The organism is Pseudomonas sp. SJZ074, from assembly GCF_007828215.1.
GTDB lineage: Bacteria > Pseudomonadota > Gammaproteobacteria > Pseudomonadales > Pseudomonadaceae > Aquipseudomonas.
This window is the reverse complement of the sequence record NZ_VIUE01000010.1, coordinates 68,662-82,099: the sequence shown is the minus strand read 5'-3', so window position 1 is coordinate 82,099 and position 13,438 is coordinate 68,662. Positions and strand designations below refer to the sequence as shown.

Genomic DNA, 13,438 nt, shown 5'->3' with positions numbered 1-13,438 from the left:
CGCTATCGCGAGCAGGCTCGCTCCCACAGGGATTGGCGCTGGATCAGGCAGCGCGCTCCTCCCCTGGGTTGCGCTCGAAGTAGCGCTTGTACTCCCGGCTGAACTGCGACGAGCTCTGGTAACCCACCTGATGTGCGACCTGGGCCACACCCATGCCCTCGCTGAGCAACAGCCGCTGCGCCTTGAGCAGGCGCAATCGCTTGAGATATTGAACCGGCGATAGCAAGGTGCTGCGCTTGAAATGTTCATGAAAGGTCGAGGCACTCATGTTCGCGCAGTTGGCCAGCGTCTCGACGTTCAGCGGTTCGGTGAAGTGCGCGTGCAAATGACACAACGCGGCAGCGATCCGGGCGAACTGCCCATGCTGCTCCACCAACGCCCGCAACACATCGGCCTGGGGCCCGCGCAACGCCGCGAAGAGCAATTCCCGCAACCGCGCCTGGCCCATCACCTGGCATTCCAGTGGATCGTGCAGGCAGTGCAGTAACCGTTCGACACACCCTCGCATGGCGTCATCGAGCACCGCGCTGGTCATGGATTCCGGTGTCTGCGGCGGCAGGTTCCGTCCCGGCGTCAATCCCATGGCCAGCACCAACTCACCCAGCAGCGCCCGATCGATCGCCACGGAAATCCCGAGCAGCGGAGCATCGGGCATGGCGTAGGTTTCGCATTCGAACGGCACCGGCAGCGCCTGGATCAGGTAATGCCCGGCGCCGTACTCCAGCGTGCGCGGTCCCAGGTAAGCCAGTTTGCTGCCCTGGGCAATGATCACCAGGCTTGGCTCGTAGAGCTGCGGGCCACGGGCGATGTCCTGGCTGCATCGCAGCACTTGCACGCCAGGCAGCTGTGTAGGAATAAAGCCGTCACGGGTCGCCAGGGGTTCAATCAGCGAAACCAGCGCCGCGTTGGCATCGAGATAGCGGGTCAGCAACATGGGGAAAACTTCACGGAAAAAGGGATGGAAACATCATCGCAGGTCTGGCGTTCCATAGGATCAATCTACGGCCAAGGTCGGAGGATTAGGCATGACACCCGTAGGAATCGCCATCGCGGGATGCGGCCATGGCTCCCAGAATAGATCGCCTGACTGTTCATTGCTTAGCGAGGTTCTCTATGTACACTGCCATCGGATACGCTGCTCAATCGCCCACCGCGCCCCTCGCCCCCGTGAAGTTCGAGCGGCGCAGCCCACAGGCCGACGACGTGGCAATCGACATTCTTTACTGTGGCGTCTGCCACTCCGATATCCACCAGGCTCGCAACGAATGGGGCATCGCCGTCTACCCGCTGATGCCCGGCCACGAGATCGTAGGCAAGGTTACCGCCGTCGGTGCAAATGTCACCCGCTATAAGATCGGTGACCTGGTAGGCGTTGGCTGCATGGTCGACTCCTGCCGTGAGTGCGAAGCCTGCCATGCCGACCTGGAGCAATACTGCTACCAGGGCATGACCCAGACCTATGCCAGCCCCGATCGTATCAGCGGCGGCCATACCATGGGTGGCTACTCCGACAGCATCGTGGTCAACGAACATTTCGTGCTGCGCATCCCCGCCGCACTCGACCCGGCCAGCGCCGCACCGATTCTCTGCGCCGGCATCACCACCTACTCGCCCCTCAAGCATTATGGCGTGAAGGCCGGTGACAAGGTCGGCGTGCTCGGCATGGGCGGCCTCGGCCACATGGGCATCAAGTTCGCCAAGGCCATGGGCGCGGAAGTCACGCTGTTCACCCGTTCGGCCAGCAAGGCTGAAGAGGCCCGTCGCCAGGGCGCCGACCACGTGATCGTGTCCACCGACCCCGAGCAGATGGCCGCCGCGGCCGGACGCTTCCACTTCCTGCTGGACACCATTCCAGTGCAGCACGACCTGAACCCATACCTCAGCACCCTGCGGTTCGACGGTGTGCACATTCTGGTGGGCCTGGTCGAGCCGATCGATCCACCGGTCCACGCGGCCAATTTGATCATGGGCCGTCGGGTCCTGGCTGGCTCGTTGATTGGCGGGATCGCCGAAACCCAGGAGGTGCTGGATTTCTGCGCCGAGCACAACATCAACTGCGACATTGAAATGCTCGACATCCGCCAGATCAACGAGGCCTACAGCCGCATGATCGCCGGCGACGTCAAGTACCGCTTCGTCATCGACATGGCGACCCTCAAGGCCTGACGCCAGCCACACAGGCCACTAATCAGACCTTGGCGCCCAACTCCGCCGACAGCCGGGCTGTGACCCCTTTAACCAGGGGAATCAGCTCGGCCATTTTTTCCAGCGGCATGTACGGCACGGTGCTGGCGATGCTGATGCCGGCAACGATGCGTTTGCCCGCATCGCGGATCGGCGCCGCCACGCAACGGATCGACGGTTCGTTGTCCTCCAGGTCGAAGGCATAGCCTCCCGCCACATACTCCACCATCCGCTGCTGGAACTGTTCCCAGGATTGCTCCTGGTGCTGGGGCCAGAATTGATTCTTCCCAGCGGCCGGCAGACTGATTTCGTACAACCGCCGCCAATTTTCCTCGGGATCATCGAGCATCAGCGCCTTGCCGATACCGGTACGCGCCAATGGCATGCGATGGCCCACCCGCGAGCGCATTTCCGGGCCATTGCGCCCCGGATTCTTCAGCAGGTACAGAACCTCGTCGCCCTCACGAATCGCCAGGTGCACCGTGTCGCCGGTCAGTGCCGACAGCTCATCCAGATAGGGCCCCGCCAGGCTCACCAGTGGCAGTTCTTCCCGGGCCTGGAAACCCAGTTCGATCAACTTCGGCCCCAGCAGATAGCCCACCTGTGGCACCACGCGCAGATAACGCTCGTCCACCAGGCAACTGGCCAGGCGATGCGTGGTGCTACGGGTCGTGCCGATCAGCCGGGCGATTTCCTTCAGGTCACGGGCGCCGCTGGCAACCGCCTGCACTACACCCAGGCCGCGCAGCAACGTCTGGGTGCCTGTAGGCGCTGCGTCCTTGGTGTTTTTTGGATCGTCTTGCTGCATAGCCGGCCTTTAACAGTGAGCGGAGAACGGGCGGCATTATGGTCGCCCGCCCCGTCGGACTACAACTCGATGCGCTCGACCTTCCCGACCAGCAGGATGTAGGACAGCGCGCCCACCAGTGCCAGCACGGCGATATAGGTGATGGCCGGGGCAAACGAATCGCCGCTGGCGAGGAAACCAATGACAATCGGCGTGGCGATGGCCGCCAGATTGCCGATGAAGTTGAACACCCCACCCGTCAGCCCGAGCAACCGCGCCGGCGCCAGGGTCGACACCAGCGACCAGGTGATCGACGCCAGGCCATTGCCGAAGAACGCCAGCGCCAGGAACGCGATCACCAGTGGCGTCGATTCAACGAAGTTGGCGCCAATGATCGAGGTCGAGATCAGCAACCCGCCAATGATCGGCAGCTTTCGGGCGAACCCGACCGTGGCGCCGCGACGGATCAGCCAGTCGGAAAAGAAACCGGAACACAACACGCCGACGAACGCCGCGAGAAACGGCAACGACGCCAGCAGTCCGGACTTGATGAAGTCCATGCCGCGATATTTCACCAGATAGGTCGGGAACCAGGTCAGGAAAAACCACAGCGTGGAGTTCAGGCAGAACTGGCCCAGGTAGATGCCCCACAGCTTGCGCCGGGTCAGGACGATCCCCAGGTCGGTCCAGCTGAACTTTGCCTTGGCCTTGGCCGCCTCGGCCTGGATATCCACCAAACCGCCGCCCTCGCGAATCAGATCGATTTCAGCGGCGTTGGCGCCTTTGAAATCCCGCGGCTCGCGATACACCGCGTACCAGATCCCCGCCCAAATGATGCCAACCGCACCCGTCACTACGAACACCATGTGCCAGCCGAACCTGTGCTGCAACCAGGCCAGCACCGGCGTCAGGAAAGCCAGGCCAACGAACTGCCCGGAGGTGTAGAAACCAATGGCCGTGGCCCGCTCACGCTCGGGGAACCAAGTAGTGACCACGCGGCTGTTGATAGGATAGGCCGGCGCTTCCAGGGTCCCGACCGCCATGCGCAGCACGAACAAGGCGATGAAGCTGGCGGCGAAACCGAGCATCACCGTGGCCGCCGACCACAACAGCAACGCGACACTGTACAGAATCCGTGGCGGCACGCGGTCCACCAGCCAGCCGCCGGGAATCTGCATGGCCGCATAGGTCCAGCCGAACGCCGAGAAGATCAGCCCGACATGGATGGGGTCGATGCCCAATTCACTGGTCAGCGCGGGCGCGGCAATCGACAGGTTGCTACGGTCCAGGTAGTTGATCACCACGGTGATGAACAGCAGGATCATGATGAAAAAACGCTTGCGGCTGGGCGTCACCAACGACGCTTGCGCGCTCAGGGTGTGCGCTTGCATGTGCGGTGCCTCTTCTTATGTTTATGGAGGAAACTGACGCGTGATCAAGATCTCCTGACCTACGAAGATCAAGCTGTGGGAGCGGGCTTGCTCGCGAAGGCGGTGTGTCAGCCACACATTCATCAGCTGACACTCCCTCTTCGCGAGCAAGCCCGCTCCCACAGGGATTAGCGGAGTGTCAGGCAGTTACCACTCGGCAAAACTGCCATCGGCATGGCGCCAGATCGGATTGCGCCAGCGGTGGCCGACGGCGGCGCGTTCGATGACGTACTCCTCGTTGATCTCGATGCCCAGGCCCGGGCCGTTGGGGATCTTCACGAAGCCTTGGTCGTAGTCGAACACCCGCGCATCCTTGACGTAATCCAGCAGGTCGTTGCTCTCGTTGTAATGGATGCCCAGGCTCTGCTCCTGGATGAACGCGTTGTAGCAAGCCGCATCCAGTTGCAGGCACGCCGCCAGGGCGATCGGGCCCAGCGGGCAGTGCAGCGCCAGCGCCACATCATAGGCCTCGGCCATGTTCGCGATCTTGCGGGTTTCAGTGATGCCACCGGCGTGGGACGCATCCGGCTGGATGATGTCCACATAGCCTTCGCTGAGCACACGCTTGAAATCCCAGCGGGAAAACAGACGCTCGCCCAGGGCAATCGGCGTGCTGGTCAGCGGTGCCAACTCCTTGAGGGCTTCGTAGTTTTCGCTGAGCACCGGCTCTTCGATGAACATCAGTTTGTACGGGTCGAGTTCCTTCATCAGCACCTTGGCCATCGGTTTGTGAACCCGACCATGAAAGTCCACGCCGATGCCGACGTTCGGCCCTACCGCGTCCCGCACCGCTGCCACATTGGCGAGGGCCAGGTCGACTTTTTCGAAGGTGTCGAGAAATTGCAGCTCTTCAGTGCCGTTCATTTTCACTGCCGTGAAGCCCCGTCCTACGGCTTCTTTCGCTGCGCGAGCGGTGTCCGCCGGCCGGTCGCCGCCGATCCAGGAGTAGACACGAATCTTGTCGCGCACCTGGCCGCCTAGCAGGTCGCTGACCGACACGCCCAAGGCCTTGCCCTTGATGTCCCACAGCGCCTGGTCGATACCGGCCAGGGCGCTCATGTGCACGGCGCCACCGCGATAGAAGCCGCCGCGATACAGCACGGTCCAGATGTCTTCAATGTTGCGTGGGTCTTTGCCGATCAGGTAGTCGGACAACTCTTCGACCGCGGCCGCCACCGTATGGGCACGGCCCTCGACCACCGGCTCGCCCCAGCCGGTCACGCCCTCGTCGGTTTCGACCTTGAGGAAGCACCAGCGCGGTGGAACGATAAAGGTGGTCAGTTTGGTGATTTTCATCTTGTTGTCTCTCTTGTCAGATGCAGCGCACGGGCGCTGGAAAAGTCTTCAGTTCAAGGCATTCCATGCGGCCACGTAAGCCTTGGCGCGCACCGCGACTTCGTCAGCCGTCAGGCCCGGCTTGAACAAGCCGGAGCCCAGGCCGAATCCCTTGACGCCCGCCTCGAGGAACACCGCCATATTGTCCGGGGTGATCCCACCCACCGGCACCAGCACGGTCCCGGCCGGCAATACCGCAAGCCAGGCCTTGACCACCGCCGGGCCCATTTGCTCGGCAGGAAACAGCTTCAACACATGGGCGCCTTCGGCCAGCGCGGCAAATGCTTCGGTCGGCGTGGCGACGCCCGGCGAGAGGTAGAGCCCCGCCGCTTTTGCCGCCCGCAACACCTTCGGGTCGCTGTGGGGCATGACGATCACCTGGCCGCCGGCGGCTTTCACCTGCTCCACCTGCTCCGGCGTCAGCACGGTGCCGGCACCGATCAGGCAGTCGGCGGGCAAGGTATTGCGCAGGATGCGGATACTTTCGTACGGCTCGGGGGAATTGAGCGGTACTTCGATGACGCGAAATCCGGCGCTATACAGGACTTCGCCGATGGCTGCCGCCTCTTCGGGACGCAGACCGCGCAGGATCGCGATCAGCCCGTTGTGCGCCAGTGCTTGTGTGAGCATGTCAGACCTCCAGTCAGGTTTAACGCGATGCGCTGGATTCGAGCAGCCCGGCCGCCACGGCCAGTTGCCACAAACCTCGTTCGGTGGCCTGTTCGGCCAGGGTCACCCGGGCAAAGCCGCAGGCGTCGAGGGCCCGTTGATAACGGGCGCAGAGCTGGGAATTGCCAATCAACACCACCGTCGGCAAATGCACGCTGTTGCGCCGATGCCGTTGTGCGGCGGCCAGTGCCGTCAGCTCATGGCCGATCAACACACCAGAGAGATAGTCGGCTTGGGCGCTGGCGCCGAGCTCACCGGTCAACCCCAGGCTGCGAGCGCTGAACATGGTGGACAGTGGGCCAACCTGTCCGTCCGTCGACAGCGCCACCTGCACACCCCGTTCGAAGGCCACGCCGTCGAACGCGGCACCGCGCTGTTGGGTACGGCCGAGAATGCTGTGGTCGCTGAGCACGGCGAAGATTTCGCCGGTCATGAAGGTGTCGAAATGCACGATGCAGCCGTCGGCCACTTCCACCCACTTCGAGTGACTGCCGGGCAAGCCGATCAGCACCGCTTCGTTCGGCAAGCTGTGCAAGGCGCCGAGTACCTGGGTTTCTTCGCCGCGCATGACATTGGGTAACCGCGAGCGCTGGATCACCCCTGGCACGATATGCACATCGACACCGCGAAGGCTTCGAACGGTTTGTAGGGAATGTCCGAGATTGGCGACGTTCGCCGGTGTATCGCAGTAAGGCGCTTCGCACCAACCCTGGGCGCTGCCGACCATGCCGCAGGCAATGACGGGCAGGCCCGGCTGCGCGTCCAGCCAATCACCGCAGGCCTCGTCGAACGCCAGCTCGAAGCCGTCGGTACATTCCCGACCAGCCACGGTCCGCGGCCCAGAGGGCAATTGCATGATCCCCGACGACAGCGAGCGCTGTTCGAGCACCTCGCCTCCCGCGGCGAGTTTGTAAGCCCGTAGTGAGGTAGTCCCCCAATCGAGCGCGATCAATTGCGCCTGCATCCGCTTCACCTGTTCTGTTTTTTGGCAGTGAGTGGCACGGACTATAAACCTGAGCGCAGTTAAATCTCAATATATAAATATCACTCCCACATATTGGGACATTTACAAAGACTTCCGAAACCATCGCCATCCACCCACGACCCTGCTACGTTTCCTGTCCGGACGTCTTAACTCTCAAGGACAACGACATGGCACAACTGCTGAAAATCCTCGGCCGCACTTCCTCGATCAACGTCAGAAAAGTGCTGTGGACTTGCCGGGAACTGGACATTTCCTACGAACGCGAAGACTGGGGCATCGGCTTCCATTCAACCCGGGATCCAGCGTTCCTGGCGCTTAACCCCAATGCCCAGGTACCGGTGATCATCGATGAGAACGGTGTGCTCTGGGAGTCGAACACCATCTGCCGTTACCTGGTGGGCAAGCATGAACGCAGTGACCTGCTTGCCGTCGAACCTGCCGCACGGGCCCGGATCGAACAATGGATGGATTGGCAGGCGACAGAACTCAACCCGTCATGGGGCTATGCGTTTCACGCGCTGGTGCGCAAGAATCCGGATATGCAGGACCCCCAATCCATCGCCGCCGGCATCAAAGGCTGGAACGAAAAGATGGGGTTGCTGGAGCTGCAATTGAATCGCACCGGCGCCTACGTTGCGGGTGCGGATTTCTCTCTGGCGGACGTGCTCATCGGCCTGTCCGTGCACCGCTGGCGCCAGACGCCCATGGAACGGCCGGACTACCCAGCCGTGGCGGCGTACTGCAAGCGCCTGGAACAGCGGCCCGGATTTGCCGAATGGGCCTGCGCCGAACACGTCTGAGCCATCAGTTGCCTTGGGCGAAATCCCGTAGCACCTTGCCGTCCATCCGGTAGCGCACCCATTCTTCCTGGGGTTGCGCACCGAGGGATTTGTAGAACTCGATCGCCGGCGTGTTCCAGTCCAGGACGCTCCATTCGAAACGACCGCAATCGTTGTCGCAGGCGACCTTGGCCAGATGGCGCAACAACGTCTTGCCCGCTCCGCCGCCACGCTGTTCGGGCGTGATGTACAGGTCTTCGAGGTACAGGCAGTTGCTGCCCAACCAAGTGGAGTAGCTGAAGAAAAACACGGCGAAACCAATCGGTACGCCATCGCGAAGGCAGATCAGCCCATGGGCGGTCGCGCCTTCGCTGAACAGGCTGCGCTCGATGTCGGCCACACTGGCGATGACTTCGTGACGGGCCTTTTCGTAGTCGGCCAGCTCGGTGATGAAGGCAAGGATTTGAGGCGCATCGCTGGGTTGCGCAGGACGGATCTCGATCGACATGAACGGGCCTTGTAGCCAATTGAAAGCGCCATACTAAGCCGCTACGCGGCGCTCGTCACATTTCAATCCACATGATGACTGCTCCTGCGAAAGCACCATTCGTCGCAAACAAGGCACCAACCCCGATCCAGCGCGGCCCAAGATCAGGCAAGCATCTGAAAAATGGAGGCGACACCATGATCACTTCAAGGCTGACTGCGTTCACACTTGCTGCACTGCTGTCTTCCGTGGCCTTCGCGGCGTCCACCTCGGGTACCGGGCCGACCGACCCGGTGGAGGCACCCAATTCGCCGGCTACCCAGGGCATGCCCAAGTTGAACACCGACGGCACCGGCGGCGGCGCCTTGAACAATGGCCAGCCACCCGCCACTGGCACCGATCCCCGCGTGCAGGGTAATGATATGGGTCGTCAGGGTGGCATGAATACACCCGACTCCACAGCACCCGATAACGCCGGTACCGGCGTGGGCTCGAAAACCACCACCGGTGGTTCGGGCTCCGAAGGTGGCGCCAGCCAGTAGCCCCTGCTCACACACTTCAGGAGGAACTTCCCATGCCTCGTGGAAGCAAAGACAAATACACCGCCGAGCAAAAGCGCAAAGCCGAGCACATCGAAAAAAGCTACGAGAAGAAAGGCCTGTCCGAGGAGACGGCCGAAGCACGGGCTTGGGCGACGGTGAACAAACAGTCCGGCGGCGGCGAACGTTCCGGCGGTTCGGGGAAACATAAACCGGCCGCGGAAAAGAAAACCGACCGCAAGGAATCGGCCCGCCGTGCAGCCAAGACCCGGCAAGGTCATCCGCGCAGCAGCAAGGCTTCCCATGAAACCCAGACGGTCGACAGCCTGATGAAAGAAGCCCGGGCTAAAAACATTCCCGGGCGTTCGAAGATGCGCAAGCAGGAGTTGATCGAGGCGTTGCGCAAGGCAGCTTGATTGGCGGCGATCCGACGAAAGCGGTGGGTCAGCCAACAAAGATGTCGAATGTACCGCCGCTTTCGCGGGCAAGCCCGCTCCCACATTGATTCACGGCAGAACTCAGCGCTGTTTCATCCGGTCGATGACCACCGCCAGCAGCAGGATCGAACCGCGGATGACGTATTGGTAGAAGGTGTCGATGTTCTTCAGGTTCATCGCATTCTCGATGATCGCCAGAATCAGCACCCCGGCAATCACATGACGGATCATGCCGATCCCACCGCTCAACGAGACCCCACCCAGCACGCAGGCCGAGATCACTGTCAGTTCGAAGCCCTGGCCGATCATCGGTTGGCCGGAGGTCATGCGCGAGGCCAGGATCACCCCCGCCAACGCACCGATCACGCCATGCACGGCGAAGATGATGATCTTGGTGCGATCGACGTTCACCCCCGCCAGCAACGCGGCTTCCTGGTTACCACCGATGGCCATGGTGTTGCGCCCATAGGTGGTGTAGTTCAACAACCAACCAAAAAACAAAAAGCAGACGACAGTGATCAGGATCGGCACCGGCACACCGAACAACTGGCCGTTGCCGTACACGAAGAACGACTCCTGGGACACGCCCACCGCCTTGCCGTTGGCGAAGATGTAGGCCAGGCCGCGAACGATCTGCATGGTCGCCAGCGTGGTGATCAACGCATTGACCCGCAGCTTGGCAATCACGATGCCGTTGATCAGACCAACGATCAGCCCCATCACCAGCGCCGCGCTGACACCCAGGAACACGCTGTTGGTATCACGCATCACCACCGCCGCGACCACGCCGGCGCAGGCGATCACCGAGCCGACCGACAGGTCGAAATGCCCGGACGCCAGGCAATACAACATGGTGCAAGCCGCGATGCCGGTGGTTGAAATCGCCAGGCCCAGGCCTCGCATGTTCAATGGCGAGAGGAAGTTATCGATCAGCAGCGTGCAGAGCACGAAGATGCCGATGGCCGCCAGCAGCATGACCCAATCGTCGAGGAATCGACGCATGTCCAGGGGTTTGCGTGCCGTTGGCAGTGCATTGTTTTGAATGGTCATGATTTACCTCTCAGTTCGCCGCGTCGGCAACGCGTTGGCGTGGCAGCGCCAGTTGCAGCAGGTTGGATTCGTTGGCCTCGGCACGCGGCAGCTCGCCGCGCATGGCCCCTTCGCACAGCACCAGGATCCGGTCGGAAATGCCCATCACTTCCATCAGGTCGCTGGACACCACAATCACCGCGATGCCCTCGGCCGCCAGGTTGTGGATGATCTGGTAGATCTCAGCCTTGGCACCGATGTCGATGCCGCGGGTCGGCTCATCCAGCAACAGGACTTTCATCGGCATCGATAGCCAGCGACCGAGGATCGCCTTCTGCTGGTTGCCCCCGGACAGAAACATGATTTTCTGCCCAGCCGTCGGCGTCTTCACTTTCAACGCCTTGATCTGCTTGTCGGCGTTGCCTTTTTCCCAATCGCCGCGCAACAGGCAGCCGAGGGTGGAATGGGCACTGCGGGCACTGATGTTGATGTTCTCGCCGACGCTGCCCAGTGGGATGATGCCTTCTTTCTTGCGGTCTTCCGGGCAAAGCAGTACACCGGCGGCGATGGCATCCCGAGGCGAACGCAGTTTCAGCGCCTCACCATGCAGGACCATGCTGCCTTCGGTCTGGCGTTCCAGGCCGCTGAGCAATCGCAGCAACTCGGTACGTCCGGCCCCCACCAGCCCGAACAACCCGAGGATTTCACCTTTGTGCACCTGGAAACTCACCGGCTCACGCAGCCCCGGGCCGAGCAGGCGATCGACCTTAAGCGCCACTTCACCGCGCTCGCGGGCACGGTAATCGTAGATGTCCTGGATATCGCGACCGACCATGCAGGTGACCAACTGATCGTGGGTCAACTCGCTCATGTTTTCGAAGGTGCGCACGTAGCGGCCGTCCTTGAACACCGTCACCGCGTCGCAGATGCGGAACACCTCTTCCATACGGTGACTCACATACAGCACCACTTTGCCCTCGTCCCGCAGGCGGGCGATGATCGCCATCAAGCGATCGATTTCCCGTGCAGAAAGGCTGCTGGTGGGTTCATCGAAAGCGATCACATGGGCGCCTCGGGACAAGGCCTTGGCGATTTCCACCAGTTGACGCTGGCCGAGGGACAAGCGACCGACTTTTTCCTGGGGATCGATTTCGTCGGCCAGGCCCTTGAGCAGCGCCAGCGCCTGCTGGCGCAACACGCCACGATTGACCAGGCCGAAACGGGCCGGCAGGTGGCCCAGGAACAGATTTTCAGCCACCGTCATTTCCGGCACCAGGTGCAGCTCCTGGTGAATCACCGCCACGCCGCTGGCAATGCTGTCGGCCGTGCATTTGAAAGCCATCACCTGCTCGCCGATCTGCAGCTCGCCGCTGCTCGGAATGTAGGCCCCACCCAGAATCTTCAGCAACGTGGACTTGCCCGCGCCGTTTTCCCCCATCAAGGCATGAACCTGGCCTGGATGGGCAACAAAACTGATATTGGCCAACGCCTGTACGCCAGGAAAGACCTTGCCGATTCCGTTGAACCGCAAGCTGGTGCCGGTGTTGTGTTGTTGTGTCGCTGTTTGCGCTTGCATAACCACCTCGAACTCACAGAGATCAAGCGGCCCCAAGACACCAGGGCCGCTTTTGAATCAACCGGCCGTCAATTCCACAGGCCGATCTTTTCCAGCTCCTGCTTGAAGTTCTCCCGAGTGATCAGCGTCACTTCGTCCATCGCGGTGTACTTCGGTGGTTCCTTGCCGGTGGTGACCCACTCGAACATCATCTCGGCAGTCTTGTAACCTTCGATGTGCGGGCTAGGCAGCATCGAACCGAAGAAACCACTATGAGGTTTCTTCAGCTCGCCGATGGCGTCGGTGCCGTTGATGCCGATCCCGATCACATTGTCCGCCTTGAAGCCGGCGCTTTCAGTCGCACGCACGCCACCCAGCACGGTGTTGTCGTTCATGCCGCCGATGATCAGGTTCTTCGCGCCGCTGGGCAGTTTCACCAGGGCGGAGTTGGTGGAGTCCATGCTCCCCGGTACGTCGAGGGTCTTGAGCGCCGTGGTGAGAATGTGATCATCCGGCATACCGGCTTTCTTCAGGGCGTCCATCGAACCGTCGGTGCGTTTCTTGCCGGTGTCCAACTCGTTGAAGGTGTTGATCACAGCGTAGGTGTCTTTCCAGTCCCAGCCACGCTTCTTGGCTTCCGCGGCCATGGCGGCACCCTGCTTCTGGCCCACTTCGAACGCGGCCATGCCGAGGTACGGCACGTCTTCCATGAACTTGCCACTGGCATCGACGAAACGGTCATCGACAGCGATGACTTTCATGTCGTTGAGCTTGGCCTTGGCCATGATGGCAGGGCCCAGGGACACGTCCGGCGGGCAGATCACGAAGCCTTTGGCGCCGTTGGCCGCGAGGCTATCGATAGCCGAGAGGGTCTTCTCGCCATCGGGCACGGCGATCTTGATGACTTTGAAACCCTTGTCCTTGCCCGCTTTTTCAGCGAACGCCCATTCGGTCTGGAACCAGGGCTCCTCGGCCTGCTTGACCAGAAAACCGATCTTCACTTCTTCAGCCGCCAGCAAGGTACTGCTGAGACCAACCGCGGCAACTGCCAGGGCAACGCGGCACAGGGAACGGATCCCACGACGATGATTCATAGTTGACTCCTTGTTTTTTTTATTGAAAGCCAAACGTCCAGGGTCTGCTCCACCATCGGTGGCAAAGCGCAGGCTGGGCGGTCACAGCAAGTTGCTACAGCATAGATCCAAATAGTCATATCGTATGA

General features: G+C 61.4%; 14 protein-coding genes. 4 read left to right on the top strand and 10 right to left on the bottom strand.

Annotated elements, in window-relative coordinates; translation table 11 throughout:
• Positions 1–43: 43 nt before the first annotated feature.
• Positions 44–934, bottom strand: a complete 891-nt coding sequence (locus FBX99_RS13370) for an AraC family transcriptional regulator (protein WP_144929497.1) — start codon at positions 932–934, stop codon at positions 44–46.
• 179 nt (positions 935–1,113) lie between these two features.
• Here FBX99_RS13370 and FBX99_RS13365 point away from each other — a divergent pair, with 179 nt between their 5' ends.
• Positions 1,114–2,166 carry an NAD(P)-dependent alcohol dehydrogenase gene (locus FBX99_RS13365; RefSeq protein WP_145131776.1) on the top strand — a complete coding sequence of 351 codons (1,053 nt, stop codon included), beginning with the start codon at positions 1,114–1,116 and terminating at the stop codon, positions 2,164–2,166.
• A 22-nt stretch (positions 2,167–2,188) separates the two neighbouring features.
• Here the strand turns inward: FBX99_RS13365 and FBX99_RS13360 are convergent, their stop codons facing one another.
• The 5 genes from FBX99_RS13360 to FBX99_RS13340 form a co-directional block, all read right to left on the bottom strand.
• A complete protein-coding gene (locus FBX99_RS13360) occupies positions 2,189–2,992 on the bottom strand; it encodes an IclR family transcriptional regulator (protein WP_144929499.1) in 804 nt (267 codons plus the stop codon).
• A gap of 59 nt (positions 2,993–3,051) precedes the next feature.
• Entirely contained in the window at positions 3,052–4,362 is a 1,311-nt protein-coding gene (locus FBX99_RS13355) for an MFS transporter (RefSeq protein WP_144929500.1), read from the bottom strand.
• 186 nt (positions 4,363–4,548) lie between these two features.
• The gene (gene dgoD, locus FBX99_RS13350) at positions 4,549–5,697 is read right to left on the bottom strand and encodes a galactonate dehydratase (RefSeq protein ID WP_041020447.1); all 1,149 of its coding nucleotides are present in this window, start codon (positions 5,695–5,697) and stop codon (positions 4,549–4,551) included.
• Positions 5,698–5,745: 48 nt separating this feature from the next.
• Positions 5,746–6,366 (bottom strand): 2-dehydro-3-deoxy-6-phosphogalactonate aldolase, encoded by a 621-nt coding sequence (locus FBX99_RS13345; protein ID WP_144929501.1) that lies wholly within the window; start codon positions 6,364–6,366, stop codon positions 5,746–5,748.
• Between the two features lie 19 nt (positions 6,367–6,385).
• The gene (locus FBX99_RS13340) at positions 6,386–7,369 is read right to left on the bottom strand and encodes a 2-dehydro-3-deoxygalactonokinase (RefSeq protein ID WP_145131774.1); all 984 of its coding nucleotides are present in this window, start codon (positions 7,367–7,369) and stop codon (positions 6,386–6,388) included.
• A 188-nt stretch (positions 7,370–7,557) separates the two neighbouring features.
• On the opposite strand from FBX99_RS13340, the gene FBX99_RS13335 reads away from it, so the two are divergent.
• Positions 7,558–8,190, top strand: coding sequence for a glutathione S-transferase family protein (locus tag FBX99_RS13335; protein ID WP_144929503.1), 633 nt, complete (start codon positions 7,558–7,560; stop codon positions 8,188–8,190).
• A gap of 4 nt (positions 8,191–8,194) precedes the next feature.
• Here the strand turns inward: FBX99_RS13335 and FBX99_RS13330 are convergent, their stop codons facing one another.
• On the bottom strand, positions 8,195–8,677 hold the full coding sequence (locus FBX99_RS13330; RefSeq protein WP_003179435.1) for a GNAT family N-acetyltransferase: 483 nt from the start codon (positions 8,675–8,677) through the stop codon (positions 8,195–8,197).
• 176 nt (positions 8,678–8,853) lie between these two features.
• Here FBX99_RS13330 and FBX99_RS13325 point away from each other — a divergent pair, with 176 nt between their 5' ends.
• Positions 8,854–9,198, top strand: a complete 345-nt coding sequence (locus FBX99_RS13325) for a hypothetical protein (protein WP_144929504.1) — start codon at positions 8,854–8,856, stop codon at positions 9,196–9,198.
• A 32-nt stretch (positions 9,199–9,230) separates the two neighbouring features.
• Positions 9,231–9,611: a Rho termination factor N-terminal domain-containing protein gene (locus FBX99_RS13320; RefSeq protein WP_144929505.1), complete on the top strand. Its 381-nt coding sequence runs from the start codon at positions 9,231–9,233 to the stop codon at positions 9,609–9,611.
• Between the two features lie 102 nt (positions 9,612–9,713).
• Here FBX99_RS13320 and araH read toward each other — a convergent pair whose 3' ends face one another.
• From araH to FBX99_RS13305, 3 genes are all read right to left on the bottom strand, one after another.
• Complete coding sequence (gene araH, locus FBX99_RS13315; protein ID WP_144929506.1) at positions 9,714–10,682, bottom strand: L-arabinose ABC transporter permease AraH; 969 nt, start codon at positions 10,680–10,682, stop codon at positions 9,714–9,716.
• 10 nt (positions 10,683–10,692) lie between these two features.
• The gene (gene araG / locus FBX99_RS13310) at positions 10,693–12,237 is read right to left on the bottom strand and encodes an L-arabinose ABC transporter ATP-binding protein AraG (protein ID WP_144929507.1); all 1,545 of its coding nucleotides are present in this window, start codon (positions 12,235–12,237) and stop codon (positions 10,693–10,695) included.
• A 68-nt stretch (positions 12,238–12,305) separates the two neighbouring features.
• Positions 12,306–13,310: a substrate-binding domain-containing protein gene (locus tag FBX99_RS13305; protein ID WP_144929508.1), complete on the bottom strand. Its 1,005-nt coding sequence runs from the start codon at positions 13,308–13,310 to the stop codon at positions 12,306–12,308.
• Between the last annotated feature and the right edge of the window lie 128 nt (positions 13,311–13,438).

Coding starts and splice junctions, on each gene's coding strand:
- FBX99_RS13370 (WP_144929497.1), bottom strand. CDS start 934: ATGTTGCTGACCCGCTATCTCGATGCCAACGCGGCGCTGGTTTCGCTG.
- FBX99_RS13365 (WP_145131776.1), top strand. CDS start 1,114: ATGTACACTGCCATCGGATACGCTGCTCAATCGCCCACCGCGCCCCTC.
- FBX99_RS13360 (WP_144929499.1), bottom strand. CDS start 2,992: ATGCAGCAAGACGATCCAAAAAACACCAAGGACGCAGCGCCTACAGGC.
- FBX99_RS13355 (WP_144929500.1), bottom strand. CDS start 4,362: ATGCAAGCGCACACCCTGAGCGCGCAAGCGTCGTTGGTGACGCCCAGC.
- dgoD (WP_041020447.1), bottom strand. CDS start 5,697: ATGAAAATCACCAAACTGACCACCTTTATCGTTCCACCGCGCTGGTGC.
- FBX99_RS13345 (WP_144929501.1), bottom strand. CDS start 6,366: ATGCTCACACAAGCACTGGCGCACAACGGGCTGATCGCGATCCTGCGC.
- FBX99_RS13340 (WP_145131774.1), bottom strand. CDS start 7,369: ATGCAGGCGCAATTGATCGCGCTCGATTGGGGGACTACCTCACTACGG.
- FBX99_RS13335 (WP_144929503.1), top strand. CDS start 7,558: ATGGCACAACTGCTGAAAATCCTCGGCCGCACTTCCTCGATCAACGTC.
- FBX99_RS13330 (WP_003179435.1), bottom strand. CDS start 8,677: ATGTCGATCGAGATCCGTCCTGCGCAACCCAGCGATGCGCCTCAAATC.
- FBX99_RS13325 (WP_144929504.1), top strand. CDS start 8,854: ATGATCACTTCAAGGCTGACTGCGTTCACACTTGCTGCACTGCTGTCT.
- FBX99_RS13320 (WP_144929505.1), top strand. CDS start 9,231: ATGCCTCGTGGAAGCAAAGACAAATACACCGCCGAGCAAAAGCGCAAA.
- araH (WP_144929506.1), bottom strand. CDS start 10,682: ATGACCATTCAAAACAATGCACTGCCAACGGCACGCAAACCCCTGGAC.
- araG (WP_144929507.1), bottom strand. CDS start 12,237: ATGCAAGCGCAAACAGCGACACAACAACACAACACCGGCACCAGCTTG.
- FBX99_RS13305 (WP_144929508.1), bottom strand. CDS start 13,310: ATGAATCATCGTCGTGGGATCCGTTCCCTGTGCCGCGTTGCCCTGGCA.